The following is a 25765-nucleotide window of genomic DNA, read 5'->3' as shown; positions in this document are numbered from 1 at the left end:
TTCATCTCGCACAAAATTCACGGTGGCCGCCTGACCCGGGCGACCGCCGAATTCACAAGGGCCCCCACGATGACCACCGCAAGCCTCTCCGACCCCCGCGCCGGCGTCGTCGCCCCCGAGAAGCAGGGCATGACCTCCTGGCAGTTCTGGGGCATCCTGATGGTGGCCCCCTACCTGCTGATCTTTGCGCTGTTTGTCGTCTACCCGGTGTTCTACGCGTTCTGGCTCGCCCACAAGCCGGAGAGCTATGTCCACCTGTTCAACGATCCAATCTTCATCCGGTCAATCTTCAACACGCTCGCGTTCCTGATCATCGGCATCAACCTGAAGATGGTCGTGGCCCTGCTGCTGTCAGGGTTCTTCATGAACGAGCGCAAGTGGGTGAAGGCCCTCTCGGTCATCTTCATCCTGCCCTGGGCGGTGCCGTCGATCCCGACCATCCTGTCGGTCCGGTTCATGCTCAACCCCGAATGGGGCGTGATCAACCAGCTCATCTTCCGCCTCACCGGCGACGACGGCCCGAACTGGCTAAACGACCCGCAGCTCGCGCTGTTCCTGTCGATCCTGATGCACATCTGGAAGTCGCTGCCGTTCTGGACGCTGATCCTGCTCGCCGGCCGCCTGGCGATCTCGAACGACCTCTACGAGGCCGCGTCGGTGGACGGCGCCAGCAACCTGCAGAAGTTCCGGTTCATCACCTGGCCGTCGATGCAGCAGCTCTACCTGACCTGCACGATCCTCTCGATGATCTGGACGCTGGGCGACTTCAACAGCGTCTACCTGCTCACCGGCGGCGGACCGGCCGACCTCACGCATGTGCTGGCGACGCTCGGCATCCGCTATCTGCGGCTCGACCAAGTCGACCTCTCGATGGCCACCATCGTGTGCGCCCTGCCGATCATCCTGCCGCTCGTCTACGTGATGATGAAGCGTCTCTCGAAGTGAAGGCCTGAGCCCGTGAAAACCTTCTTTCGGACCGCCACCAACGAGGCCAAGCTGCTCCTGGTCGGCATCCCGGTGCTGATCTGGACGCTGCTGCCGATCTACCACCTGTGCCTGTTCGCGTTCTCGGACAAGCAGTCCGCCTTTTCGGGCGCGCTGTGGCCCAAGAACCCGACCCTGCGCAACTTCGAGGTCGTGTTTGGCCAGAAGCACTACTTCCTGCACCTGTTCTGGCAGCAGCTGTTCAACTCGGTGTTCATCGCGGCCGCGACCGGGGCGCTGACCCTGCTGGTCGCCACCTTCGCGGCGTTCTCGATCTCGCGCCTGAAGGTGAAGGGCGGGCGGACGGTGCTGAACATGGCGCTGTTCACCTACTTCATCCCGGCCGCCTTCCTGGCCGTGCCGATGTACCGGACCATGGGCCTCTACGGGCTGCTGAACAGCCAGTGGGCGCTGATCCTCGCGATGGTGACGATCGCGTCGCCCTACGCGATCTGGGTGCTGAAGCAGGCTTCCGACAAGCTGCCGGCCGAGCTCGACGAAGCCGCCATCATGGACGGCGCCACGCCGATGCAGCTGTTCCGGCTGGTCTACATTCCGTTGATGCTGCCGTCGCTGGTGGCGGTGGGCACCTATGCGGTGCTGCTGGCCTGGAACGAGTATCTCTACGCGTTCCTGCTCCTGTCCAAGGACACCACCATCACGCTGCCGGTGGCGCTCGGCAACTTCCTGGCGGCGGACGATTCGCCCTGGGAGCTCTTGATGACCACGGGCTTGATCTACGCCCTGCCGCCCGCCGCCATGTATTACGCGGTGAAGAAATACATGGTGGGCGGCCTCACGGCCGGCGCGGTGAAGAGCTGACCTCGAGGGCCCTGCCACGGCGGGGCCCTTTTCCATTCAAGAACCCGCGTCCGGACCAACCGGACGCCACATCCAGGGAGCCCCCATGGCCAAGCGTCCGTTGCTTCTCATCACCGGCGGCAGCCGCGGCATCGGCGCCGCCGTCGCCCGCATGGCGGCCGCGCGCGGCTACGACGTGGCGATCAACTACGCGGGCAACAAGGCGGCCGCCGAGGCGACCGCCGAGGCCTGCCGGGCCGCCGGCGCCAAGGCCGAGATCTTCCAGGGCGACATGGCGCTGGACGCCGACATCAGCCGCGTGTTCGCCGAGGTCGACGCCCGCATGGGCCGCATCGACGGGCTCGTGAACAACGCCGGCGTCACCGGCAAGGCGAGCCGCCTCGACGAGGCCGACCCGGCCGAGATCCGCCGCGTGATCGACATCAACGTGACGGGCGCGATCCTGGTCGCGCAGGAGGGCGTGCGCCGCCTGTCGCAGCGCCACGGCGGCGCGGGCGGCTCCATCGTGAACCTCTCCTCTGCGGCGGTATGGATCGGCTCCCCGGACAATTTCGTCTGGTACGCGGCCTCCAAGGCGGCCATCGACAGCTTCACGCTCGGCCTTGCGCGCGAAGTCGGCAAGGAAGGCGTGCGCGTCAACGCGGTGGCGCCGGGCCTGATCGAGACCGAGATTCACGAGTCCTCGGGGCTGGGCGGCCGCCTCGAGAAGCTCGGCCCCTCCGTGCCGATCGGCCGGGCCGGCACGGCCGACGAAGTCGCGGCCATCATCCTGTTCCTTCTGTCCGCCGAGGCGTCCTACGTGACGGGCGCGGTCTACAACGTCACGGGCGGGCGCTAGAGCAGCACGCCGCGCAGGATGGTGCGGGCGACCTGCCGGGTCGCTTCCGCGAACTCGTCGTCACTGAGCGGCCGGCCGCCGTTCAGCACCTCGATCTGGCGGGCGAAGTCGGCGTAGTGCTGGGTGGTCGCCCAGATCATCATGAACAGCACCTTGGGGTCGACGGGGGCGAGCTTGCCCTCGGCGATCCAGCGCCGCACGATGGCGCCGCGGTCCGCCACCCAGGCGGCCAGCGTGGTTTCGAGGTGGTCCGCGATGGCGGGCGCGCCGCGCATGATCTCGCTGGCGAAGATGCGCGAGCCGAGCGGCATGGTGCGCGACAGCTCCATCTTGGCCGCGATGTAGCGGGTGAGCGCATCGGCGGGATCGTCGCTGTCGTCGAAGGACGAGGCCGCCGCCAGCCAGCGGTCGAGCACCCGGGCCATCACGGCGCGGTAGAGGTCGTCCTTGCTGGGGAAGTAGTAGTGCACGTTGGCCTTGGGCAAGGCGGCGCGCGCGGCGATCGCGCCGGTGGTCGCGCCCTTGAAGCCGAGCTCGGCGAACACCGCCTCGGCGGCCTCCAGGATCAACCGCTCGTTCTCCTCCCGGGCGACGCCGCGCGGCCTGGTTGCGGTGCTGGATGCCCCCACGCGGTTCCTCCGGGAAAAGACCCGCTTCGGGCGTCGGGCCAATGTTGACCAAACGGTCAGGCCCATAATAGCCTCGACTTCGCGGGTGCGGGAGACAAAAATCAGCCCACGCGCGATGCGGCCGCCGCGGCCATCTTTGCCGCCGAGAGGGGATCAGCAGATGAGCGGAGCCGGCGCCGAACTCGGCAATGTGCGCATCGACGGCGCGCGCCTGTGGGACAGCCTCATGGAGATGGCGCAGATCGGCGCCACCCCCAAGGGCGGCTGCAAGCGCCTGACGCTGACCGACCTCGACAAGCAGGGCCGCGAGCTCTTCACGCGCTGGTGCGAGGAGGCCGGCTGCACCGTCTCGGTGGACCGCATGGGCAACATGTTCGCCCGCCGCCCCGGCGTCGACGACAGCCTGCCGCCCGTGATGCTGGGCAGCCACCTCGACACCCAGCCCACCGGCGGCAAGTTCGACGGCGTGCTCGGCGTGCTCGGCGCGCTGGAGGTCGTGCGCACGCTGAAGGACCTCAACATCCGCACGAAACATCCCATCGAGGTCGCCAACTGGACCAACGAGGAGGGCTCGCGCTTCGCCCCCGCGATGGTGTCGTCCGGCGTGTTCGCGGGCGAGTACACCGAGGAATTCGCGTATTCGCGCGTCGACGCCGAGGGCAAAACGCTGGGCGACGAGCTCCGGCGCATCGGCTTCCAGGGCGACCTGCCGGTCGGCGGCCGGCCCATCCACGCGTTCTTCGAGCTGCATATCGAGCAGGGGCCGATCCTGGAGGACGAGAACCTGGACATCGGCGTGGTCACGCATGGCCAGGGCCAGCGCTGGTACGAAATCACGCTCACGGGCTTCGAGAGCCACGCCGGCTCCACGCCCATGCCGGTGCGCAAGGACGCGCTGCTGGGCGCGGCGCGGGTGGTGGAGCTCGTCAACCGCATCGGCCTCGCCAACGCCCCCAATGCGGTCGCGACGGTGGGCATGCTCAATCCCTACCCGAACTCCCGCAACGTCATCCCCGGGCAGGTGTGGATGACGATCGACTTCCGCTGCCCGGACGACGCCGTGCTGGCCGGCATGGACAAGGCGCTGCATGAGGGCGTCGCCGCCATCTGCGCCGCCATCGGGCTGGAGCAGGAAACAAAGCAGATCTTCTACTACCCGCCCGTCGCCTTCGAGGAGAGCTGCGTCACGGCCGTGCGCGACGCCGCGTCCAAGCTCGGCTACACGCACCGCAATATCGTGTCCGGCGCCGGGCACGACGCCTGCTACATCGCCCGCGTGGCCCCCACCGCGATGATCTTCACGCCCTGCGTGGACGGGATCAGCCACAACGAGACCGAGGACATCAAGCCCGAATGGGCCACGGCCGGCGCCAACGTGCTGCTGCAGGCCGCCTTGGCCAAGGCCGAGATCGTGCCGTGAGGCACGACGGACCAACCGGTTACAACGCCCCTCATCCTGAGGAGCCATGCGGCTTCGCATGGCGTCTCGAAGGACGAGGGACTCCAGCACGCACCGCTATCCGAGCCCGCTGGAAACCCTCGTCCTTCGAGACGCATCGCCAAAGGGGCGATGCTCCTCAGGATGAGGGGATTGTTGATGGCCCGACTGCCTGAGTCTTCACCGGCCGTGCCAGGTCGAATTCTCGATAACCGCCCCACAGGAGCCGCCCATGTCGACGCTGATCAAGAACGGAACCGTCGTCAACGCCGACCGCACCTGGAAGGCGGACGTGCTGATCGAGGGCGAGCACATCAAGGCGGTGGGCGACGGGCTCTCGGGCGACAGCACCGTGGACGCGGAGGGCTGCTTCGTGTTTCCGGGCGGCATCGACCCGCACACGCACCTGTCCATGCCGTTCATGGGCACCACCACGGCGGATGACTGGGAGAGCGGCACGCGCGCGGCGCTGTCGGGCGGCACCACCATGGTGGTGGACTTCTGCATTCCCGGAAACGGCCAGCCGCTGCTCGACGCCTGGGCCGAGTGGGAGAAGAAGTCCGAGACCGCCTACGCGGACTACGCCTACCACATGTGCATCACCTACTGGAACGACCAGGTCCGCGCCGACATGGGCAAGGTGGTCGAGAAGGGCGTCACCACCTTCAAGCACTTCATGGCCTACAAGGGCGCGCTGATGGTGAATGACGAGGAGATGTTCGCCTCGTTCCAACGCTGCGCCGAGCTCGGCGCCATGCCGCTCGTCCACGCCGAGAACGGCGACCTCGTGGCGGCGCTCCAGCAGAAGCTGCTGAAGGACGGCATCACGGGCCCGGAGGGCCACGCCTATTCGCGTCCGCCGAGCGTCGAGGGCGAGGCCGCCAACCGGGCGATCATGATCGCGGACGCGGCCGGCTGCCCGGTCTACATCGTCCACGTGTCGTCCATCGAGGCGCACGAGGCCGTCGCCCGCGCCCGCGCCAACGGCCAGCGCGTCTATGGCGAGCCGCTGGTGCAGCACCTGACGCTGGACGACAGCGAATACGCCAACCCGGATTGGGACCACGCCGCCCAGCGCGTGATGTCGCCGCCCTTCCGCAACAAGAAGCACCAGGACGACCTCTGGAACGGCCTGCGCGCCGGCTCGCTCCAGGTGGTGGCGACCGACCATTGCGCCTTCACGACCGAGCAGAAGCGCTTCGGCATGGGCGACTTCACCAAGATCCCGAACGGGACCGGCGGGCTGGAGGACCGGCTCTCGGTGCTGTGGACCAAGGGCGTCGAGACCGGCCGCCTCACCATGAACGAGTTCGTGGCCGCCACCTCGGCCAACATCGCCCGCATCCTCAACCTCTATCCCCGCAAGGGCGTCATCCAGCAGGGGGCCGAGGCTGATTTGGTGGTGTGGGACCCGAAGGCCGGCAAGACCATCTCGGCCAAGACCCAGCAGTCGGCGATCGACTACAACGTCTTCGAGGGCATGAAGGTCAGCGCCACCCCGCGCTACACCTTCTCGCGCGGCGAATGCGTGTGGCAGGACGGCAAGCTCACCGGCCAGCGCGGCCGCGGTCGCTTCGTCCCCCGCTCGCCCTTCCCGGCCGACGCCCAGGCGCTGCGCACCTTCAAGGCGCTCACCGCCGACCGGGCCGTCGCACGTTGAGCCTGCGTCACTTGCAACGGCCCTCACCCCAGCCCTCTCCCCGTGCCGGGGAGAGGGGGCCCATCGCGGCGACGGCGCCGCGCGCGCCCTTCGCCCCGGCACGGGGAGAAGGTGGCCGAGCGAAGCGAGGTCGGATGAGGGGTCCTTCGGCCCAGGCCCTGCGCTGATGCCCGACACCGTCATCCAGGCCAGCAACCTGTCGCTCACCTACGGCTCCGCCGACGGCGCCGTGCAGGCGCTGTCGGGGATCGACCTCGCGATCGAGCGCGGCGAATTCGTGTCGCTGATCGGGCCGTCCGGCTGCGGCAAGACCACGCTGCTGCGCGTCATCGCGGATCTCGAGACCGCCACCTCCGGGTCGATCACCGTGAACGGCGTCAGCCCGCACGAGGCGCGGCTGAAGCGCTCCTATGGCTACGTGTTCCAGGCGCCGGCGCTCTATCCGTGGCGCACCATCGCCGGCAATGTCGGGCTGCCGCTGGAGATCATGGGCCATTCCCGCGAGGACCGGCGCGAGCGGGTCGCCAAGAACCTCGCGCTGGTGAACCTCGAAGGCTTCGAGCGCAAGTTTCCGTGGCAGCTCTCGGGCGGCATGCAGCAGCGGGCGTCCATCGCGCGGGCGCTGTCGTTCGATCCCGACCTGCTCCTGATGGACGAGCCCTTCGGAGCGCTCGACGAGATCGTCCGCGACAAGCTGAACGAGCAGCTCCTGCGCCTGTGGGACCTCACCCGAAAGACCGTGGTGTTCGTCACCCACTCGATCCCCGAGGCCGTGTTCCTGTCCACCCGCATCGTCGTGATGTCGCCCCGCCCGGGCCGCATCCACGAGATCATCCCCTGCGACTTCCCGCGCGACCGCACGCTGGACATCCGCGAAACGCCCGAGTTCCTCGCCATCGCCAACCGCGTCCGCCAGGGGCTGCGCGAGGGGCATTCGTATGACTGAGGCGCGCCGCCACCCCTCCGCCGTGATCCCCGGCCGGAGCAGCGAAGCCGCGGAGGGGAAGGGGATCCAGGGGGCCCACGCACGACGGCTCGAACGTTCTCATCGGCATGGCTCCCAGTCGCCTGGATCCCCTTCCCGACCTGCTGCGCAGGTCGCCGGGGATGACGGAGAGAGAGAGGCCAACGCGGCTCCCCGGAGCGCGCTCGCATGAGTGCGCGGCGCGGCTTGAGCGGGTTCTGGACCGGCCATCTCGGCCCCATCCTGGCGGTGTGCGTCGCCATCGTGGCATTGTGGTACGCGGGCGCGGTCTGGATGAACGCGGACCTGCAGCGCTCGGCCTTCGACAACGCCGGGCAGAAGAGCTGGACAACGGGCGAGCTCGTGGCCGGCACGCTCGCGCAGGAGCGGCCGCGGCTGCCGGCGCCGCATCAGGTCGCGCAGGAGCTGTGGAAGACCGTGGTGGACACCGCGCCGTCGTCCAAGCGCAGCCTTGTCTACCATGCCGGCGTGACGCTCTCGGCGACGCTGCTGGGCTTCCTGTTCGGCGCCGGGCTCGGCGTCGGCCTTGCGGTGCTGATCGTCCATGTGCGCAGCCTCGAGCGCTCGCTGATGCCCTGGATCATCGCATCGCAGACCATCCCGATCATCGCGCTGGCCCCGATGATCGTCATCATCCTGAACCAGCTCGACGTCACCGGCATCGTCCCCAAAGCCGCCATCGCGGCCTATCTGTCGTTCTTTCCCGTCACGGTCGGCATGGTGAAGGGCCTTCGCTCGCCCGATCCGCTGCAGCTCGACCTCCTGCGCACCTATTCGGCATCGCAAGCGCAAACCTTCTGGTCGCTGCGGCTGCCCGCCTCCGTGCCTTTTCTGTTCGCCAGCCTCAAGGTCGGGGTGGCCGCCAGCCTGGTCGGGACCGTGGTGGCCGAGCTGACGCAATCCGCCGATGGCGGTTTCGGGGCGCGGCTGCTCGCGGGCTCCTATTACGGCCAGACCATCCAGATCTGGGCCGCGATCTTCGCGGCGGCGTTTTGCGCCTGCGCGCTGATCGCGGCCGTAGCGCTGGCCGACCGCGTGGTCGCCAGGCGCATGGGGTATGCGCGATGAAGCGTCCCGACTGGCTCGCAATCCTGGCGGCGGCGGCGAGCGGGCTTGCGCTCGCAGGTCCGCTGGCGGCGGGCGGCGTCGCGCCCGGCTGGGCGCGGCCCTATCTGGCGGCGCTGGTCGCCTCGGCGGTGCTGTGCGCCGGGGGCGCGAACAATCCGGCCCGCTGGCGGCTCGGCTCGCTGATGCTGGCCCTGATGTCCGCGGCCGCCGCCGTGGCGCTCGTCGCCCTGCTCGGCGCGGGCCTGCAGAGCAACGCCGGCTGGGGCTACGCGGCCGCGCTGGCGGCGGTCTGGCTCGCGGCCTGGCACACGGTGTCGTGGCTGGCGGCGTTGCGCCCGCCGGCGGGCTGGCCGGCGCGGCTGGTCAACCTCGCGATCCCGCTCGTGTTCGGCCTGACGCTGCTCTTCCTGTGGGAATGCGGCGTGCGGGGCTTCGGCTCCTCGATGATGAAGGTGATCCTGCCCGCGCCGTCCGCCATCGCGGCGCGCTTCGGCTCGTCCTTGCCGACGCTGGGCGCCGACTTCGTGCAGACGTTCAAGGGCGTGACGGCCGGCTATGTGATGGGCTGCGGCGCCGGCATCCTGGCCGCGATCCTGATCGACCGCTCGCCCTTTCTCCAGCGCGGGCTGCTGCCGCTCGGCAACCTCGTGTCGGCGCTGCCGATCGTCGGCGTCGCCCCCATCATGGTGATGTGGTTCGGATTCGACTGGCAGTCCAAGGCCGCCATCGTGGTGATCATGACGTTCTTCCCACAGCTCGTGAACACGGTCGCGGGCCTCGCGTCGGCGGGCGCGATGGAGCGGGACCTGATGAAGACCTACGCGGCCAGCTACGGGCAAACGCTTCTGAACCTGCGGCTGCCCGCGGCCTTGCCGTTCATCTTCAACGGGTTGAAGATCAACTCCACGCTGGCGCTGATCGGCGCCATCGTGGCCGAGTTCTTCGGGACGCCCATCGTCGGCATGGGATTCCGCATCAACACCGAGGTCGGGCGCATGAACATCGACATGGTGTGGGCGACCATCGTGGTCGCCGCGCTGGCCGGCTCGCTCTTCTATGGATTGCTGGCGCTCGCCGAGCGCCGGGCCACCTTCTGGCACGCCAGCTACAGGCAGCGCGCCGGCTGATTGTTTTGTTCGCATTCGGGAGGGATACGCAATGAAGAAGCACATGATGCTCGCCGGCCTGGCGCTCGGGGCGCTGGCAGCCGCCAACGCGGCGCAGGCCGCCGACAAGGTCACGATCCAGCTGAAATGGGTCACGCAGGCCCAGTTCGGCGGCTACTACGTCGCCAAGGACAAGGGCTTCTACAAGGACGCCGGCCTCGACGTCACCATCAAGCCGGGCGGCCCGGACGTTGCGCCCCCGCAGGTGATCGCGGGCGGCGGCGCCGACGTGATCGTGGACTGGATGCCGTCCGCCCTGGCGTCGCGCGAGAAGGGCGTTCCGCTGGTCAACATCGCCCAGCCGTTCAAGCGCTCCGGCATGATGCTGACCTGCCGGGCCGAGACCGGCGTGAAGGCGCCCGAGGACCTCAAGGGCCGCACGCTCGGCGTCTGGTTCTACGGCAACGAGTACCCGTTCCTGAGCTGGATGGCGAAGCTCAAGATCCCGACGGACGGCTCGGCGGGGGGCGTGAAGGTGCTGAAGCAGGGCTTCAACGTCGACCCGCTCCTGCAGAAGCAGGCCGACTGCATCTCGACCATGACGTACAACGAGTACTGGCAGGTGATCGACGCCGGCATCAAGCCCGAGAACCTCGTGGTGTTCAAATACGAGGACCAGGGCGTCGCCACCACGGAGGACGGCCTCTACGTGCTGGAGGACAAGCTCAAGGACCCGGCCTTCGTGGACAAGATGGCCCGCTTCGTGAAGGCCTCCATGAAGGGCTGGGAATGGGCGCGCGCCAACCCGAAGGACGCAGCCAAGATCGTGCTCGACAATGACGCCTCCGGCGCCCAGACCGAGAAGCACCAGACGCGCATGATGGAGGAGATCAACAAGCTGACGGCCGGCTCCGACGGCTCGCTCGACGAGGCCGACTACAAGCGCACCGTCGCGACGCTGCTCTCGGGCGGCTCCGACCCGGTGATCTCGAAGGAGCCGACCGGCGCGTTCAGCCACGCGGTGACCGACAAGGCGAAGGCGCTGAAGTAAGGCGGAGCTGTTGTCCCCCTCCACGCTGCTCCTCCCGCTCATCGCGCTGCTGGCCGCCACGGCGCTGCCCATTCAGGCGGCCATCAACGCCCAGCTGGCGCGCGGGGTGGGAAGCCCCATCGTGGCGGCCGCGATCTCGTTCGCGGCCGGCGCGGCAGTGCTCGCCCTCGTGGCAGTCGTGCTGGTGCGCGACCTGCCGCCGCTGGGCGAGATCGCCAGGACGCCGCTCTGGCTGTTCGTGGCCGGCGGCGCGCTGGGGACGCTCTACGTCACCAGCAATGTCGTGCTGGCGCCCAAACTGGGCGCGGCGACGCTGTTCTCCTTCGCGATCGCCGGGCAGCTGCTGGCCGCCCTCGCGATGGACCAGTTCGGCCTGCTCGGGCTGGCGACGCGCGAGCTCTCGGTCGGCCGCATCGCGGGCGCGGTTCTCGTGCTCGCCGGCGCCCTCATGGTGCGGCTGCTCTGATAAATCGTAACCTCCCGGTAACGTAAACCAATCGTCAACGCGTCCGCGGGCACAATCTGCGGATGCGAGAGGGTGAGATGACGCGGGGGAGCGGGCGCGGGCGGCCGGGATGGCGGGCGCTGGCGATCGTGTTGGCGGGCGCGCTGGCGGGGGCGGGCGCGGGCTGGCGCTTGGCCGGGCCGGACGCCTACACGGCCACGGCCGCGCTGACAGGCGCGGATGAAGCGCTGGCGCGCGCAGCCGTATCCGCGCCCGTGCTGGACCGCGCCGCCGCGCAGGAGGGCGACCCCGAGGGCGCCCGCGCGCTGGCCGACCGCGTGAGCGTAACGCGCGACGGCGCGCTCATGCGCGTCCACGTGCGCGCGCCCACGCGCGAGGGCGCCAGCGGACTCGCCAACGCGATCGCGGCCGCGTCCGTGGCCGAGCATGCTCAGGCTCGCGCCGACGCCGCCCGCGCGGCGGCCGTGCGCGAGGCCACGCGCCTCAGCGCGCTGCAGACGCGCCTGTACGAGGCGGACACGCGCCTGCTTGCGGCCCGCGCCGAGGCAGGCGCGGGCGCCGACCCGCAGCACGCGCTGCAGCTCGCGAAGGCGCGCACCGCCGAGGCGCGCGCCCGCGTCGAGCAGGCGGGGCGCACGGACGCCGACGCGCCGCGCACGCCCGCGCTGGAGCGCCTCCACGCCCGCGCGGCCGAGGCCGCCCGCCTGGAGGCGGGCTACCGCCAGAGCCTGGGCCCGCGCCACCCCGTGATGGCGGACGCGCAGCAGCAGCTGCGCGACGCCCGCAAGGCGCTCGCGGACGAGATCAAGCGCACGCTCGACGCGGCCAGGGGCGAGCTCGCGCAGGCGGAAGCCGCGGAAGCGGCCGCGGCCAAGCGGGCGGGCGCCGCCCCCGCGGCCCCGGACGCCGCCACGGCGCGGCTGCGCACGCTCGAGAGCGAGGCCGAGGCCGCGCGGGCCGCCTATGAGAGCGCGTTGCGCAGCCAGGCTGCGCCCACGGAGGCCGATGCGGGCCCGGGGCCGACCGTGCTGGCGCCCGCCTCCCCGGCCGCCGCAACCGCGTCGACGGGCGCGCCGCTGTGGCTCGCGCTCGGGGCCGCGCTCGGCGGGCTGCTGGGCGGGCTGGCGGGCCTCCCCGCCCTCGCGCGCGCGCGCAGGACTGTTTCGGATGTGCAATCTAGAGTTGTGGTCCACACGCCGGCGGCGGCCGGGTCCTTTGGCGAGGATCGCGCGCCCATCGGGGCTAGCGCCACAGGCGAGACGGCGGCGGTTGCACCGACGCATTCCGGCGACGAGCCCGTCCCGGCCACCTCTCCAACCGCACCCGCCGCGTCGCCCGCCGCCGACGACGACGACGACGAGGACGACGCTGCGCCGACCCTCACGGAGGTCGCGGACCGGCCGGACAGCCCCTATGCGGTCGCGATCGAGGATCTGGCCGAGGCAATCGTGGACGAGGCCGGCGCGGCGACACCCTTCACCGTGCTGGTCACCTCGCTGGCGCCGCGCGCCGGCAAGTCGATCCTGGCCGCGAACCTCGCCCGGGCGGCGGCCGATTGCGGCCGGCGCGTGCTGCTGATCGACGCCAACGCGGCCAACCCGACGCTGTCGCTCGCTTTCGGGCTCGGCCGCGATCCCGGCCTGCTGCGGGTCGGCGGCCGGGAGCGGCCGATCCACGCGCTGGACGGCGATTGGGATGGCGGCCTGTTCTTTCTGCCGGTCGACACCGCCCGCAACGGCGCCGCGCCGCGCCTGCCGGCCGACGCGCTCCTGCGCTTCGACGGGATCGTGGGCCATTTCGACCTCGTGGTCATCGACGGCCCGGCCGTCACAGGCGAACCCTCCGACGCCGCGCTGGCGGCCTCGGCCGACCAGATCCTGCTGGTCAGCCCGCCGGACGCGCAGGCCGATCCCGCCTGGGCGTCGGCGCTGCTGGCCGCGCCGCGCGACAAGCTGCGCGAGCTCGCGATGGCGGCCTGAGCGGGCCGCCCACTCTACTCCGGCAACGCCCGCTCGATCAGCCGGTCGGCCTGCGCAGACGGGCCCGCGCCGCCCCAGCTCGTCTGCGCGCCCCGCCCGTCGCCGAAGCGGCGCGCCGCGTAGGCGTCGGCCACGCGCGCATCGCCCGCCGCCAGCGTCGCCAGGGCGGCGAGACGGCCCAAGCCTTCCGTGATCTCCCGGCCCCGCGCCTCCGCGTCGGGGCTGCGCAGCGCCGACTGGATGGCGTCTGCGGCGCGGCGGCCGGGTTCGCCGGCGGCCTCGCCGAGGCGGTCCAGCACGGCGGCGGTCGCGGCGGGGTCGCGTGCGGCGGCCCGCAGCACGTCCAGCGCCATGACGTTGCCGGAGCCTTCCCAGATCGCGTTCACGGGCGCTTCCTGGTAGGCGCGCGCGAGTGGGAAGTCCTCCACGTAGCCATTGCCGCCCAGGCACTCCATGGCCTCGTAGAGCAGATGCGGCGCCTGCTTGCAGATGAGGTATTTCGCGGCCGGCGTGCAGATGCGGGCCAGCGCGGCCTCGTGCGGATCGTCCGGGGCGGCGTCAAACGCGGCGGCGAGCCGCACCGCGAGGGCCGTCGCGGCCTCGACCTCCAGCGCCATGTCGGCGAGCACCGTGCGCATGAGCGGTTGCTCGATCAGCCGGCGCCCAAAGGCGCGACGATGGCGGGCGTGGTGCACCGCATGCGCGAGGCCGGTGCGCATCAGGCCGGCTGACGAAATGGCGCAATCGAGCCGGGTCAGCTGCACCATGCCGAGGATGGTGGCGACGCCGCGTCCCTCCTCGCCGATCTTCTCGCCATGCGCCATCTCGAACACCACCTCCGATGAGGCGTTGGAGCGGTTGCCGAGCTTGTTCTTGAGGCGCTGGAAGCGCAGCCCGTTGCGCCGGCCATCGGGCTCGAAGCGCGGAACCAGGAAGCAGGTGAGCCCGCCCGGCGCTTGCGCGAGCACCAGGAACGCGTCGCACATCGGCGCGGACATGAACCATTTCTGGCCGCTGATGCGGTAGTGGTCGCCGGCCGGGGTCGCGGCCGTCGTGTTGGCGCGCACGTCCGTGCCGCCCTGGCGCTCGGTCATCCCCATGCCGAGCGTGACGGCCGTTTTCTCCCACCAAGGCCGGAAGGCCCCGTCGTAGTCGCGGCCGACGATGCGCGGCAGCCAGCGCGACAGCGCGTCCGGGGCGGCCGCGAGCGCGGCCACGCTCGCATGCGTCATGGTGAGCGGGCAGAGGTGGCCGCTTTCCACCTGGGCGGCCATGTAGAAGCGCGCGGCCCGAAGCGCCTGGCCGGACGCCCGTGGCGCGGCGCCCATTGGGGCGACGGCGGCTTCGTCCCAGCTCGAGGCGTGCAGCCCGGCCGCCATGCTGCGCGCCATCAAGGCATGATAGGCGGGGTGATACTCGACGACGTCGAGCCGCTCGCCCCGGGGATCCAGCGCATGAAGTTGCGGCGGATGCTCGTTCGCGCGCCGGGCCTCGGCGGCGGTTTCGGCAGCGCCCCATTCGCGCCCGAAGGCCGCGAGCCCGCCTTGGTCGGCGGCGCTCACGCCGGCGCGGCCGACCGCTTCGCGGAGCGGCAGGTCGATCGCGAAGAGGTCCACGTCTTCGAGGGGCGGCGGCTGGTTGCTGGACGCTTCCATCGCCGAATGGTGAGCGCTTTGGAAGCGGGGATCAACCGGCGGGCGCACCCGTACCGTCCACACGGCAAGCGGAGAAGGCCGAGGCGGGGTTGGAAGGGCCGCTCCCCTCACCCGACCTCGAGCCCTCGGCTGCCTTCGCACCGTGCCGGGGTGAAAGCCTTCGGGCTACTGCCCAACCTTGGCGAGAACGTCGGCTTTCAGGAATTTTTCGATCACGAGCATGAACAGCACCGATGGAACGAGGAGGATCAGGGCCGTGATGGAGGCGATCTGGTAGTTGCCGCCCATGCTGGCGTTGTAGAGCAGCAGCGGCAGGGTGGTGACCTGCGGGACGCCGACGAAGAAGGTGGCGGTGAACTCGTCCAGCGATTCCAGGAACACGAAGATCGCGCTCGCGACGATGCCGGGCGCGGCCAGCGGCAGCGTCACGGTCGCGAAGGCGCGCAGCGGACCGGCGCCCATGTTGCGGGCGGCGAGCTCCAGATCCCGGTCGACCGCCGCAAAGGCCGCGGTGGCGATCCAGACGGAATAAACGAGGCCATGCGCGGCGTGCACCAGCACGACGCCCGGCACCGTGCCGGCCAGCCCGATCGTGTAGAAGATCCGCGCCACGTTGATGTAGATCGCCACCGACGGAAAGGCTTGCGGAAGCAGGAACGCGATCATGATCGCGGTGCGGAACGGCAGCCTGAGGCGCGCCAGCGCGTAGCCGGCCGGAACCGACACCGCAAGGGCCGCCACCACGGTCAGAAGCGCGATTCCGACGCTCGTGCCGAGCGACGTCATGGCGTCGCCGCTGGGCCGGAACACCACTTCCCAGAAACGCGTCCCGTAGGTGACCGGCAGCTTGTAGGGGGTGTACCAGCGCTCCGCGACGCTCCAGAGCGCCAGGTTGACGAGCGGGCCGATGAGCCAGAACGCGAAGGCCGCGAGGCCGAGCACCTTCAGGATCGTCCCGACCGGCGCGCGCAGGCGCGACCAGACGACGGAGCGTTCGCGGAACAGCGGAAGGTCTTGCGCACTCACGCTGCGACCTCCCGGCGGATCGACTGGCGCAGGTAGAACCAGGCCGCAAGGCCGGTGATCGCGTAGGAGATCACCCCCAGCGCATTGGCGACCGGGTAGTCGCCATAGGCGTTGATGCGGAACGCCATGTCGACCGTCATCATGGTGGGCTGCGAGCCGGCCACCATCATGGGCACGGAGAGCACCGACATGGTGGTGACGAAGGACAGCACCAGGGCGACCAGCAGCGTCGGCATCACCTGCGGGAGCACGATCTCGAACAGCACGCGCAGGCGCCCCGCCCCGAGATTGCGGCCGGCCTCGATGGTGGAGCGGTCCAGCGACGCCATCGCGCCGGCGAGCAGCAGCGTCACGAAGGGCGCCTGCTTCCACACGAAGGTGATCACGATGCCACGCCAGTCGAGCAAGCTGGTCGCCTGCAGGGGCTCGATGATCCCCATCGCGACGAAGCTGTTGTTCATCAGGCCGTTCTTGGCCAGGAAGGTGCGCATGCACTGGCCGGCCACGATGAACGGGATGAACAGCGGCCAGCGATAGAGCGCCTTCAGGACGGCCACCGCCCAGGGGGTTTCACCCAGCGTCAGCGTCCCGGCGATCGCGATGGCGGCCAGGGCGGTCAGGACGCCCGACAGCAGCACGATGAACAGCGTGTAGACGATGTCGACCGAGTAGAGCTCGAACGCCTTGCCGAAATGCGCCAGGCTGAGCGCGCCGTCCTTGGTGAAGGCGGCGACCAGCGAGAAGCCGAGCGGATAGAGGAACAACGCCGCCACCAGCGCGAGCGCGGGGGCGACGAGGCCGAGGGCGAGAAGGCGGGATTGGGTCATGGTTCTATCGATTCCCGCCCGCCTGAGCCGTCATGGCCGGGCTCGTCCCGGCCATCCACGCCGTCGCCCAGCGCGTGGTTCCCCGGGTCAAGCCCGGGGATGACGGTGGAGAGATGCGAGCGCAAGAGGACGCACTCCCCGTGGATGCAAACGAAGCGAAGCAATCCAGTGTGAGGCTGGGCATGAGGCTGGCTTCGACGGCCCGCCTTTCGCCCGGCGCCTGGAATGCCGCGTCGCTGCGCTCCTCGCAATGACGGGAGGTTGTCACCGCCGGAGCCGCGAGGCGGTCAGTTGGCCACCTTTTTCTCGTAGCTTTCCAGGATGTCGTTGAAGTAGGGGGCGATCGGGAAGGGCTTGCCCTTGCTGGCGAGGTCGGCGGGCGTGATGTCGGTGAAGAGCTTCTGCCAGTCGGCCTTGTCGAGCTTGCCCTCGAGGTGCTGGGCGTCGATGCCCGGGTACCAGTTGAACTTCTTGACGATGCCCTGCGCCTGCACGTCCGGGCTGGTGGCGAGCGCGATGAACTCCTCGGCGAGCTTGGCCTGCGCGGCCTTGGCGGGCACCGCGTAGTACATGGGCTGGCCGGGCATGCCGGGGGCGACGAGCTTCAGCTTCATGTTCGGCGGCAGCTTGCCGTCGTTCTGCCAGGTGTAGAACATGTCGACCCAGACCGGGCCCATCGCGATCTCGCCGCGGTTGAGCATGTCGAGCGTGCCGGCGTTGCCGGGCGTGATCACGACGTTCTTGTTGAAGTCCTTGAGGTCGGCGAGCGCCTTGTCCCAGCCGGCTTTCGTGGCGGCGTCGTACGGGCCCTTCATGAGCTTGTCGCCGTCCTGCCCGAAGGCGTAGACCCAGCCGGCCACGAAGGCGACGCCCGACATGCCGCCCTTGATGCCGTTGTAGCCGAACTGCTTGGGGTTCTTCTTGGCCCAGGCGGCCAGCTCCGGATAGGTGTTGGGGACGTCCTTCACCATGTCGGCGTTGTAGGCGATGGCCGTCTGCGAGTGGAACATCGGCATGACGTAGCCGGAGACGTCGGCGCCCAGCGAGTTCTCGGCGGTTTCGCGCGTCACCAGCGAGCCGGTCTTGATGTCGCCGCGATACTTCATCAGCAGCGCCTCCTTGGCCATGTCGCCGGCCATCTTCTGGTGGATCACCACCACGTCGAAGTCCCAGGCGGGCGTGTTGGCGGCCTTTTGGGCGCTGAGCTTCTCGAATATCTTCTGCGAGCCGCTATCGCCTGGGCCGGTGCCGACCGCCACGACCTTCACACCGGGATGCGACTTCTCGAACATCGGGCCGAGATAGTCCTTGATGTAGTCGACCATGTTCTGGTCGCCCGCAGTGGCGACGTTCAGCGTCTGGGCGGAGGCCGGCGCGCCAAGCGCGGCCGTGATGGCGAGGGCGGCGAAAGCGGAGCGCATGGGTGGTCCTCCAGAAAACCGGCTCACGCTTGCGCGGCCGGAAAGATGTGCAGGTTGGCGAGAGGCAGGCGCACGCCGACGGGCGCGCCAAGCTCGTGGTAGCCGGCGTCCTTGACGCTCAGGTGACGCCCGCCCGCCTCGACGCCGTAGCGGTAGTGCCCGCCCGGATAGGCGCGGGTGGAGACCACGCCGGGCAACACGATGCTGTCGGCGACCTGAGCGTCCGGCGCGGTGAGGGAGGCGCCCTCCTCGCGGAAGAAGGCCGTGGCGGCGCCGTGCGGCGGGGCGTCGGCGGCCGGGCCGGACCAGGGCGCGGGGGCGTGCATGCCGGCGGCCTGCAGGCCCAGCGCGCCGTCCGGGCCGGGCCGCACGTCGAGGTCGATGCGGTTCTCGGCGCCGAGGAAGGCCGCCACGAAGGGCGAGGCGGGGTGGTGGTAGATCTCCTCGGGCGGGCCGATCTGCGCGATGCGGCCAGCGTCCATGATGACGACGCGGTCAGCCATGGTCATGGCCTCCTCGCGGTCATGCGTGACGTGAATGGCCGCGAAGCCGAGGCGCTTCTGCAGGGCCTTGATCTCGTAGCGCAGCTGCAGCCGCACCTTGGCGTCGAGGTTGGAGAGCGGCTCGTCGAGCAGCAGCAACGCGGGGTCGATCGCGAGCGCCCGCCCGAGCGCCACGCGCTGGCGCTGGCCGCCCGAGAGGTCCTTGACGTTGCGGTCCTCCAGCCCGGAGAGGTTGAGCATGGCGAGCAGGTCGCCGACGCGCTTGCGGATCTCGGCCTTGCCGACGCCGCGCAGCTTGAGGCCGTAGCCCATGTTGCCGAGCACCGTCATGTGCGGCCACAGCGCATAGCTCTGGAACACCATCGCGACGCCGCGTTTTTCGGGCGGCAGGCCGGCGACGTCCTGGCCGAAGAGCCGGATCTCCCCGCCGGTGGACGGCTGGAAGCCCGCGATGGTGCGCAGCAGGGTGGTCTTGCCGCAGCCGGACGAGCCCAGGATGGCGATGAACTCGCCGGGCGCGACCGCCAGGTCGACGCCATGCAGGATCGTGGTCGCCCCATAGCCGGCGGACAGGCTCTCGACCTGGATCGCTGGCCGATCCGAACGGGTCGCCGCCAAGCCGCTTCCTCCCATCACGTTCTCCTTCGGCGCTCGCCGGGGACGCTTATTGGTTGTGCATGACAGTGAAGCGACAAATGTGACCTTTGGCTAGAGGGTATCGGAGCTCTCCGATGACGAGCCGCGCGGCGGCGCGCCTTGCGCCCCGGCGGTTGATCTGCGATGTCGGCGCATGGCGGCTCCACCCCTTCTGCTTCTGCAAGACATCGCGCTGACGTTCGGCGGCACGCCGCTGATCGAGAGCGCCGAACTGTCCGTGTCGCCCGGCGAGCGGCTGTGCCTCGTCGGCCGCAACGGCTCGGGCAAGTCCACGCTGCTGAAAATCGCGGCCGGGCTCGTGGAGGCCGACAAGGGCTCGCGCTTCGTGCAGCCCGGCGCGACGGTGCGCTACCTGCCGCAGGAGCCGGACCTCGGCGACCACAAGACCACGCTCGCCTATGTGGAGGCGGGGCTGGGGCCCAGCGACGACCCGTACCGGGCGCAGTACCTCCTGAACGAGCTCGGGCTGACGGGCGAGGAGGATCCCCGGAAGCTCTCGGGCGGCGAGGGCCGCCGCGCCGCGCTGGCCAGGGTGCTGGCGCCGGAGCCCGACATCCTGCTGCTGGACGAGCCCACCAACCACCTCGACCTGCCCGCCATCGAATGGCTGGAAAACGAGATCCGCGCCATGCGCTCGGCGCTGGTGCTGATCAGCCATGACCGGCGCTTCCTGGAGACGCTGTCGCGCGCCACCGTGTGGCTCGACCGCGGCCGGACGCGGCGCATGGAGAAGAGCTTCGCGAGCTTCGAAAGCTGGCGCGACGAGGTGCTGGAGCAGGAGGAGCAGGAGGCGCACAAGCTCGACCGGCGCATCGTCGCCGAGGAGCACTGGGTGCGCTACGGCGTCACGGCGCGGCGCAAGCGCAACGTCCGGCGCATGGCCGAGCTCGGCGCGCTGCGCCAGGAGCGCGGCGACCGGCGCAAGGCGGCCGGCGGCGTCCGGTTGACGGTGAGCGACGCGGATCTGTCGGGCAAGCTCGTGATCGAGGCGATCGGGGCGGCGAAGTCCTTTGGCGACCGGCCGATCGTGCGCGAGTTCTCCACCCGCATCCTGCGTGGCGACCGCGTCGGCTTCATCGGGCCCAACGGCGCGGGCAAAACCACGCTGCTGAAGATGCTGATCGGCGAGCTCGCGCCCGACGCCGGCACGGTGCGGCTCGGCGCTAACATCCAGATGGTGATGCTGGAGCAGGGCCGCGACAGCCTCGACCCGACCTGGAGCCTGTCGGAGGCGCTCACCAGCGGGCGCGGCGACAGCATCATGGTGGGCGGCCAGCCCAAGCACGTCGTCAGCTACATGAAGGATTTCCTGTTCTCGCCCGAGCAGGCTCGCACGCCCGTGGGCGTGCTGTCCGGCGGCGAGCGCGGCCGGCTGACGCTGGCCCGCGCGCTGGCGCAGCCCTCCAACCTGCTGGTGCTGGACGAGCCCACCAACGATCTCGACCTCGAGACGCTGGACCTGTTGCAGGAGATGCTCGCCGACTATCCCGGCACGGTGCTGCTGGTGAGCCATGACCGCGATTTCCTGGACCGCGTCGCCACCTCGGTGATCGTCTCGGAGGGCGAGGGCCGCTGGCAGGAATACGCCGGCGGCTATTCGGACATGGTGATCCAGCGCGGCGAGGGCGTGACGGCCCGCGTCGCCGCGGCGGCCCCGGCGGCGCCCAAGAAGGAGCGTGCGGCCGAGCCCGCCCCGGCGGCGCGGCGCAAGCTCACCTTCAAGGACAAGCACGCGCTGGAGACGCTGCCGGCCACGATGGACAAGCTCGCGGCCGAGATCGCGCGGCTGCAGGAGCGCATGGCCGACCCCGCGCTCTACACGCGCGACCCCGCGGCCTTCGGCAAGCTCTCCGCCGCCGCCGCCAAGGCGCAGGCCGACCTCGCCCACGCCGAGGAGGAATGGCTGCGGCTGGAAATGCTGCGCGAGGAAGTGGAAGGCTGACGGGGGCTCTTTTCGGGCTCCCTACTCCACCCGGAAGCTTTTCGGGTCCCAGGTGACCTTGGGGTATTGCGGGTCCAGGTCCTCCAGCGTCTTGCGCACCACGGAGGCAATGACGGCGTTGCGGGCCCATTTCTTGTCGGCCGGGATCACCCGCCAGGGCGCGTGGTCGGTGGAGCAGCGCTCCAGCATGGTCTCATAGGCGTCCTGGAAGTCGTCCCAGAGCTTGCGGTCGTCGAGGTCGCCGGGGTTGAACTTCCAGTGCTTCTTGGGGTCGTCGAGGCGTTCCTGCAGGCGTTCGCGCTGCTCCTTTTTGGAGATGTGCAGCATGAATTTCAGGATGGTGACGCCGTTGTCGGTGAGGATCTTCTCGAAGGCGTTGATCTGGTCGTAGCGTTTATCGACCTCCTTGGCGCCGACGAGCTTGTGGACCTTCACGACCAGCACGTCCTCGTAGTGCGAGCGGTTGAAGATGCCGATGGTGCCGCGTTTGGGCGCCGCCAGATGGGCGCGCCACAGGAAGTCGTGCGCGAGTTCTTCCTCGCTGGGGCGCTTGAAGGCCGTCACGGTGACGCCGAGCGGCCCCGTCTGGTTGAACACGCCGCGCACCGTGCCGTCCTTGCCGGAGGTGTCCATGCCCTGGAGGATCACCAGAAGCGCGCGCTTGCCCTCGGCGTAGAGCCGGTCCTGCAGCTTGTCGATCGCCACGATGTCGTCGGCCAGCTGCGTCCTGGCGCTCTCCTCGTCCTTCAAGCCGCCGGTGTCGGCCGGATCGCGGCCGTCCAGCTTGGCCTTTTTGCCGGGCTTCACGAGGTAATCGTCGGACATGCGGATCTCCGTTGAACGCTGCGAACCAGCGCCAACGCGCCGCTCGACCGAAAGACGCTTCGAGATCAGGCCCTTTCGCGCTGGCGGCGGCGGCCGGTGCGCGCCGGGCGGGGGAGCGGCGGCAGGTCGGCGGCGGCGAGGCGGGCCGGCAGGATGTCCATGATGGCGCGGCGTTCCGCCGGCTCCATCGCGGCCCAGCGCCCGATCTCCCCGAGGGTGCGGCCGCAGCCGACGCAGAGCCCGGCGTCGGCGTCCATCACGCAAATCTGGACGCAAGGGCTTTCGGTGATCTGCATGGCGGTGGGGCGTCTCGTCGAAACGGTTGCGGCGGGCGCCCATGCGGGCGGCTTGCGACTATTTGGACCGTGAGGCCCCGGTCGCGCAACCCATCGCGTCGGCGCCCGTTGAGGACGCCTTGGCGGAGGTGATCCGCCGTCGGATTTGTTTCGCCCCATGACCGCTTCCCAATCCGCCGCTCTCGAAGCCGCCGTTGCCGAAATCGCCGCCGCTCCGGACGCCGCGCCGACCCTCTCCGTTCCGCCCCAGCCGGCCGCCCTCGCGCTGGCGCTGCTGGACGCCGCAGGAGATCACCCCGGGGGCGTGCTGTTCGTCGCCGGCAGCGAGAGGCAGGCCGAGGAGGTCGGGCGCCTGGCCGAAGCGCTCGCGGTGGATCAACCGGTGCTGCGGTGGCCGGCCTGGGACAGCCTGCCCTTCGACCTCGCGCCGCCCTCCGCCGCCGTGATGGGCCGGCGCGCCGCCGTGCTCGGGCGGTTGGCGCAGGGCGTCGAGCGCGCGCTGGTGGTGACCACCGCGGAGGCGATGCTGCAGCGTGTTCCGCCGCTGGCGGCGTGGCGCGATGAGGAGCTGACCCTGCGGGCCGGCGACGCCGTCGACCCCGAGGCGTTGCGGCTGGAGCTCGAACGGCGCGGCTACTGGAGCGACGAACGCGTCGACGAGCCCGGCGAGTTCGGCATCCGGGGCGGCGTGGTCGACATCTTCCCGGCCGACGCCGACAGGCCCGTGCGGCTCGATCACGAGGACGGACGCATCACCGAAATCCGGCGGTTCGATCCCGTGAGCCAGCGCACCCTGGAGAAGCTGGCGGCCGTCACGCTGGTCGCGGCCAGCGAGGATTTCACCTTTGCGGCTGCTCCCGCAAACGCCGGGCAGGAGGGCGATACCGACGCCGGCGCGTCGGCCCGCGACAGCTTCGCCCAGCGGGTGCTCGCGGCGCATCCCGAGCTCGCCGCGCCGCTCGCGCTGCTGGACGGGGCCCGCGTGTTGCTCTCGCCCGAGGCGCCCGGCCGGGCCGAAGCCTTTCTGGAGCTGGTCGCCGACGGCGGCTCGCGCGCGGGCGCCGGCCTTTTCCTGGGCGCCGACGCCTGGGAGGCGCTGGCCGACCGCGCCACGGTCCTGGAGTTCACCCCGGACGCCGACAGCGCGGCGCCGAATTTCGCAGGCCAGCGCCTGCCCGAGGAAAGCGCAGCCCGGTTCCTGCGGGCGGAGCGCGAGGCCGGCCGTACGGTCGTGCTCGCGGCGCCGTCGCGCACCTGGCTGCGCGACCTGCGCCGCCTCGCGGCGGCGGCGCTGGACGTCGACGTGCAGGTTGCGCCCTCCTGGGACGCTGTTCGCGCGGCCGGCCACGGCGCCATCTTTTTAGCGAGCATCCCGGCCGACAAGGGCTTTCGGCTCGCCGATCCGCCCCTGACGATGCTGACGGCCGCGGACCTCTATGGCAGCCGCGCCCGGGTCGCCGCGCAGGCCGCCGCGAGCGCCGCCGTGCTGGCGGGACCGGACCTGCGCTGCGGCGACGTGGTGGTGCACCGCGACCACGGCCTCGCGGTGCTGGAGGATGTCGAGACCGTCGAAACGCCTGGCGGCGCGACCGAGACCATTCGCTTGCGCTTTGCGGACAACAAGGTGCTGCTCGTTCCGGCCGACGAGGCGGGGCGGCTCTGGCGTTATGGCTCGGACCCCGACACCGTGTCGCTCGACCGGCTCGGCGGCGAGGCCTGGGAGAAGCGCCGCGCCGAGATCGACGCCCAGATTCACGACACCGCCGCGCGTATCGCCGCGCTCGCGCTGGAGCGCGCGGCCCGGACGGCCGAGACGCTGGTCCCGCCTCGCGCCGCCTATGAGCGTTTCGCGGCCGGATTTCCCTATCCGGAGACGCCCGACCAGTCGCGCGCCATCGAGGAGGCTCTCGCCGACCTCGCATCCGGCCGCCCCATGAACCGGCTGGTGTGCGGCGATGTCGGCTTCGGCAAGACCGAGGTTGCGCTGCGGGCCGCCGCCGCGGCGGCGCTCGCCGGCAAGCAGGTGGCGGTGGCGGCGCCCACCACCGTGCTGGCGCGCCAGCACCTGACCGAGTTCACGCGGCGCTTCGCCCGCATGGGCGTGCGGGTGGCGGGCCTGTCGCGGTTCACGAGCGCAGCGGAGGCGCGGGAGGTGAAGCAGGGCCTGGCGGACGGCTCCGTCCGGGTCGTGATCGGCACGCACGCGCTGGCGTCCAAGGACGTCCGCTTCTCGGATCTCGGCCTGCTGATCATCGACGAGGAGCAGCGCTTCGGTTCGCGCCACAAGGCCGCGTTGGCCGCGCTCGGCGAGAACGTTCACGTGCTCACCATGACGGCCACGCCGATCCCGCGCACGCTTCAATCCGCCATGGCGGGGCTGCGCTCGCTGAGCGTGATCGCGACGCCGCCGGCCGCCCGCGTGCCCGTGCGGGCCGTGATCCAGCCCTTTGACGAGACCGCGATCCGCGACGCGCTGCTGCGCGAGCGTCGCCGAGACGGGCAGAGCTTCGTGGTTTGCCCCCGTGTGGAGGACATCGAGCCCATGCGGGCGCGCCTGGCCGAGATCTGGCCGGAGGCCACCGTGCTGGTGGCGCACGGGAAGCAGAAGCCGGCCGAGATCGACGACGCGCTGATCCGGTTCTCGGACGGCGACGGCGACGTGCTGCTGGCCACAAACATCGTGGAAAGCGGGCTCGACATCCCCAACGCCAACACGATGGTGGTGTGGCGGCCGGATCGCTTTGGGCTGGCGCAGCTGCACCAGCTGCGCGGGCGCGTCGGACGGGGCCGCCGGCGCGGCGTGTTCGTGATGGCCACCGACCCGCGGCAGAAGCTCGGCGCGGGCGCGCGCAAGCGGCTGGAGACGCTGGCGGCGCTGGACCGTCTCGGGGCCGGCTTCGCGATCAGCGCGCGGGACCTCGACCATCGCGGGGCGGGCGACCTCCTGGGCGAGGACCAGAGCGGCCACATGCGGCTGATCGGAGCCGCGCTGTACCAGGACCTGCTGGAGCGGGCCGTGCTGGCGGCGCGCGGCGAACCGGTCGAGGAGGACTGGACGCCGGCGATCGGCATGGCGGACCCGGGCGCGATCCCGGTGGACTACATTCCGGAGCCCGACGTCCGGCTCGAGCTTTATGTCAGGCTGGTGCGCGCCCGCGGCGAGGCCGACCTCGCGGCGCTTTCGGACGAGATCGCGGACCGCTTCGGCGACCCGCCCGAAACCGTGGAGCGCCTGCTCGAGCGCGCCCGCCTGGCGGTTGCGTGCCGGACCCTCGACGTGAGCCGGCTCGACATGGGGCCGCAGGCGATCGCGGCCTCGTTTCGCACCGGCGACGAGCCGCCGGCCTGGGTCGCCAAGGTGCTCGACCGCATCAAGGAAGGGCCGGACTGGAAAAACGGCCGCCTTGTCTGGCCCGTCGACGCCCCGACCCCGGCCGGCCAGCGCGCGCGCGCCCGCAAGCTGCTGGCCTGGCTCCAGGATGGGCGCGAGAAGGTGGGGTGAGGCGCGCGTTTTTTCCTTCTCCCCGGCACGGGGAGAAGGTGGCCAAGCGAAGCGAGGCCGGATGAGGGGAGCGGTGGGACCACCC

Annotated in this window: 21 protein-coding genes; 13 read left to right on the top strand and 8 right to left on the bottom strand. The window is 70.4% G+C overall.

Going from position 1 to position 25765, the window contains the following annotated elements; genetic code table 11:
* Nucleotides 1-129: 129 nt before the first annotated feature.
* From IEV99_RS01205 to IEV99_RS01195, 3 genes are all read left to right on the top strand, one after another.
* Nucleotides 130-945 (top strand): carbohydrate ABC transporter permease, encoded by an 816-nt coding sequence (locus tag IEV99_RS01205; protein WP_371875772.1) that lies wholly within the window; start codon nt 130-132, stop codon nt 943-945.
* A gap of 12 nt (nt 946-957) precedes the next feature.
* Nucleotides 958-1806, top strand: coding sequence for a carbohydrate ABC transporter permease (locus tag IEV99_RS01200; protein ID WP_188515912.1), 849 nt, complete (start codon nt 958-960; stop codon nt 1804-1806).
* An 85-nt stretch (nt 1807-1891) separates the two neighbouring features.
* Entirely contained in the window at nt 1892-2644 is a 753-nt protein-coding gene (locus tag IEV99_RS01195; protein ID WP_188515911.1) for an SDR family oxidoreductase, read from the top strand.
* On the opposite strand, the gene IEV99_RS01190 is transcribed toward IEV99_RS01195, so the two are convergent.
* Entirely contained in the window at nt 2641-3273 is a 633-nt protein-coding gene (locus IEV99_RS01190; RefSeq protein ID WP_244643444.1) for a TetR family transcriptional regulator C-terminal domain-containing protein, read from the bottom strand. The genes IEV99_RS01195 and IEV99_RS01190 overlap by 4 nt on opposite strands.
* A 160-nt stretch (nt 3274-3433) precedes the next feature.
* Between IEV99_RS01190 and IEV99_RS01185 the strand changes: the two genes are divergently transcribed.
* From IEV99_RS01185 to IEV99_RS01150, 8 genes are all read left to right on the top strand, one after another.
* Nucleotides 3434-4693 carry a Zn-dependent hydrolase gene (locus tag IEV99_RS01185; protein ID WP_188515909.1) on the top strand — a complete coding sequence of 420 codons (1260 nt, stop codon included), beginning with the start codon at nt 3434-3436 and terminating at the stop codon, nt 4691-4693.
* A 250-nt stretch (nt 4694-4943) separates the two neighbouring features.
* A complete protein-coding gene (gene hydA / locus IEV99_RS01180) occupies nt 4944-6371 on the top strand; it encodes a dihydropyrimidinase (RefSeq protein ID WP_188515908.1) in 1428 nt (475 codons plus the stop codon).
* Between the two features lie 166 nt (nt 6372-6537).
* Nucleotides 6538-7317 carry an ABC transporter ATP-binding protein gene (locus tag IEV99_RS01175; protein WP_188515907.1) on the top strand — a complete coding sequence of 260 codons (780 nt, stop codon included), beginning with the start codon at nt 6538-6540 and terminating at the stop codon, nt 7315-7317.
* A gap of 207 nt (nt 7318-7524) precedes the next feature.
* A complete protein-coding gene (locus IEV99_RS01170) occupies nt 7525-8424 on the top strand; it encodes an ABC transporter permease (RefSeq protein WP_188515906.1) in 900 nt (299 codons plus the stop codon).
* Nucleotides 8425-8606: 182 nt separating this feature from the next.
* A complete protein-coding gene (locus IEV99_RS01165) occupies nt 8607-9551 on the top strand; it encodes an ABC transporter permease (protein ID WP_244643741.1) in 945 nt (314 codons plus the stop codon).
* Between the two features lie 31 nt (nt 9552-9582).
* Nucleotides 9583-10581, top strand: a complete 999-nt coding sequence (locus IEV99_RS01160; protein WP_188515904.1) for an ABC transporter substrate-binding protein — start codon at nt 9583-9585, stop codon at nt 10579-10581.
* A gap of 10 nt (nt 10582-10591) precedes the next feature.
* A complete protein-coding gene (locus tag IEV99_RS01155) occupies nt 10592-11047 on the top strand; it encodes a DMT family transporter (protein ID WP_244643438.1) in 456 nt (151 codons plus the stop codon).
* Nucleotides 11048-11124: 77 nt separating this feature from the next.
* Nucleotides 11125-13026, top strand: coding sequence for a P-loop NTPase family protein (locus tag IEV99_RS01150; RefSeq protein ID WP_188515903.1), 1902 nt, complete (start codon nt 11125-11127; stop codon nt 13024-13026).
* A gap of 14 nt (nt 13027-13040) precedes the next feature.
* Here the strand turns inward: IEV99_RS01150 and IEV99_RS01145 are convergent, their stop codons facing one another.
* The 5 genes from IEV99_RS01145 to IEV99_RS01125 all read right to left on the bottom strand — a co-directional run bounded on the left by IEV99_RS01145 (nt 13041) and on the right by IEV99_RS01125 (nt 19091).
* Complete coding sequence (locus IEV99_RS01145; protein ID WP_188515902.1) at nt 13041-14681, bottom strand: acyl-CoA dehydrogenase family protein; 1641 nt, start codon at nt 14679-14681, stop codon at nt 13041-13043.
* Between the two features lie 165 nt (nt 14682-14846).
* Entirely contained in the window at nt 14847-15632 is a 786-nt protein-coding gene (locus IEV99_RS01140) for an ABC transporter permease (RefSeq protein ID WP_371875771.1), read from the bottom strand.
* A gap of 71 nt (nt 15633-15703) precedes the next feature.
* Entirely contained in the window at nt 15704-16534 is an 831-nt protein-coding gene (locus tag IEV99_RS01135; RefSeq protein ID WP_188515901.1) for an ABC transporter permease, read from the bottom strand.
* Nucleotides 16535-16821: 287 nt separating this feature from the next.
* Nucleotides 16822-17955 carry an ABC transporter substrate-binding protein gene (locus tag IEV99_RS01130; RefSeq protein ID WP_188515900.1) on the bottom strand — a complete coding sequence of 378 codons (1134 nt, stop codon included), beginning with the start codon at nt 17953-17955 and terminating at the stop codon, nt 16822-16824.
* 23 nt (nt 17956-17978) lie between these two features.
* A complete protein-coding gene (locus IEV99_RS01125; RefSeq protein ID WP_188515899.1) occupies nt 17979-19091 on the bottom strand; it encodes an ABC transporter ATP-binding protein in 1113 nt (370 codons plus the stop codon).
* Between the two features lie 157 nt (nt 19092-19248).
* On the opposite strand from IEV99_RS01125, the gene IEV99_RS01120 reads away from it, so the two are divergent.
* On the top strand, nt 19249-21057 hold the full coding sequence (locus tag IEV99_RS01120; RefSeq protein WP_188515898.1) for an ABC-F family ATP-binding cassette domain-containing protein: 1809 nt from the start codon (nt 19249-19251) through the stop codon (nt 21055-21057).
* 21 nt (nt 21058-21078) lie between these two features.
* On the opposite strand, the gene IEV99_RS01115 is transcribed toward IEV99_RS01120, so the two are convergent.
* Entirely contained in the window at nt 21079-21882 is an 804-nt protein-coding gene (locus tag IEV99_RS01115; protein WP_188515897.1) for a polyphosphate kinase 2 family protein, read from the bottom strand.
* A gap of 65 nt (nt 21883-21947) precedes the next feature.
* Nucleotides 21948-22178, bottom strand: a complete 231-nt coding sequence (locus IEV99_RS23695; protein ID WP_188515896.1) for a DUF1289 domain-containing protein — start codon at nt 22176-22178, stop codon at nt 21948-21950.
* A gap of 157 nt (nt 22179-22335) precedes the next feature.
* On the opposite strand from IEV99_RS23695, the gene IEV99_RS01105 reads away from it, so the two are divergent.
* A complete protein-coding gene (locus tag IEV99_RS01105) occupies nt 22336-25680 on the top strand; it encodes a DEAD/DEAH box helicase (protein ID WP_188515895.1) in 3345 nt (1114 codons plus the stop codon).
* Nucleotides 25681-25765 lie beyond the last annotated feature (85 nt).

The organism is Alsobacter metallidurans (genome assembly GCF_014636935.1).
Lineage (GTDB): Bacteria > Pseudomonadota > Alphaproteobacteria > Rhizobiales > Beijerinckiaceae > Alsobacter > Alsobacter metallidurans.
Note: the sequence above shows the minus strand (reverse complement) of the source record. Positions and strands in the feature narration are given on the sequence as shown.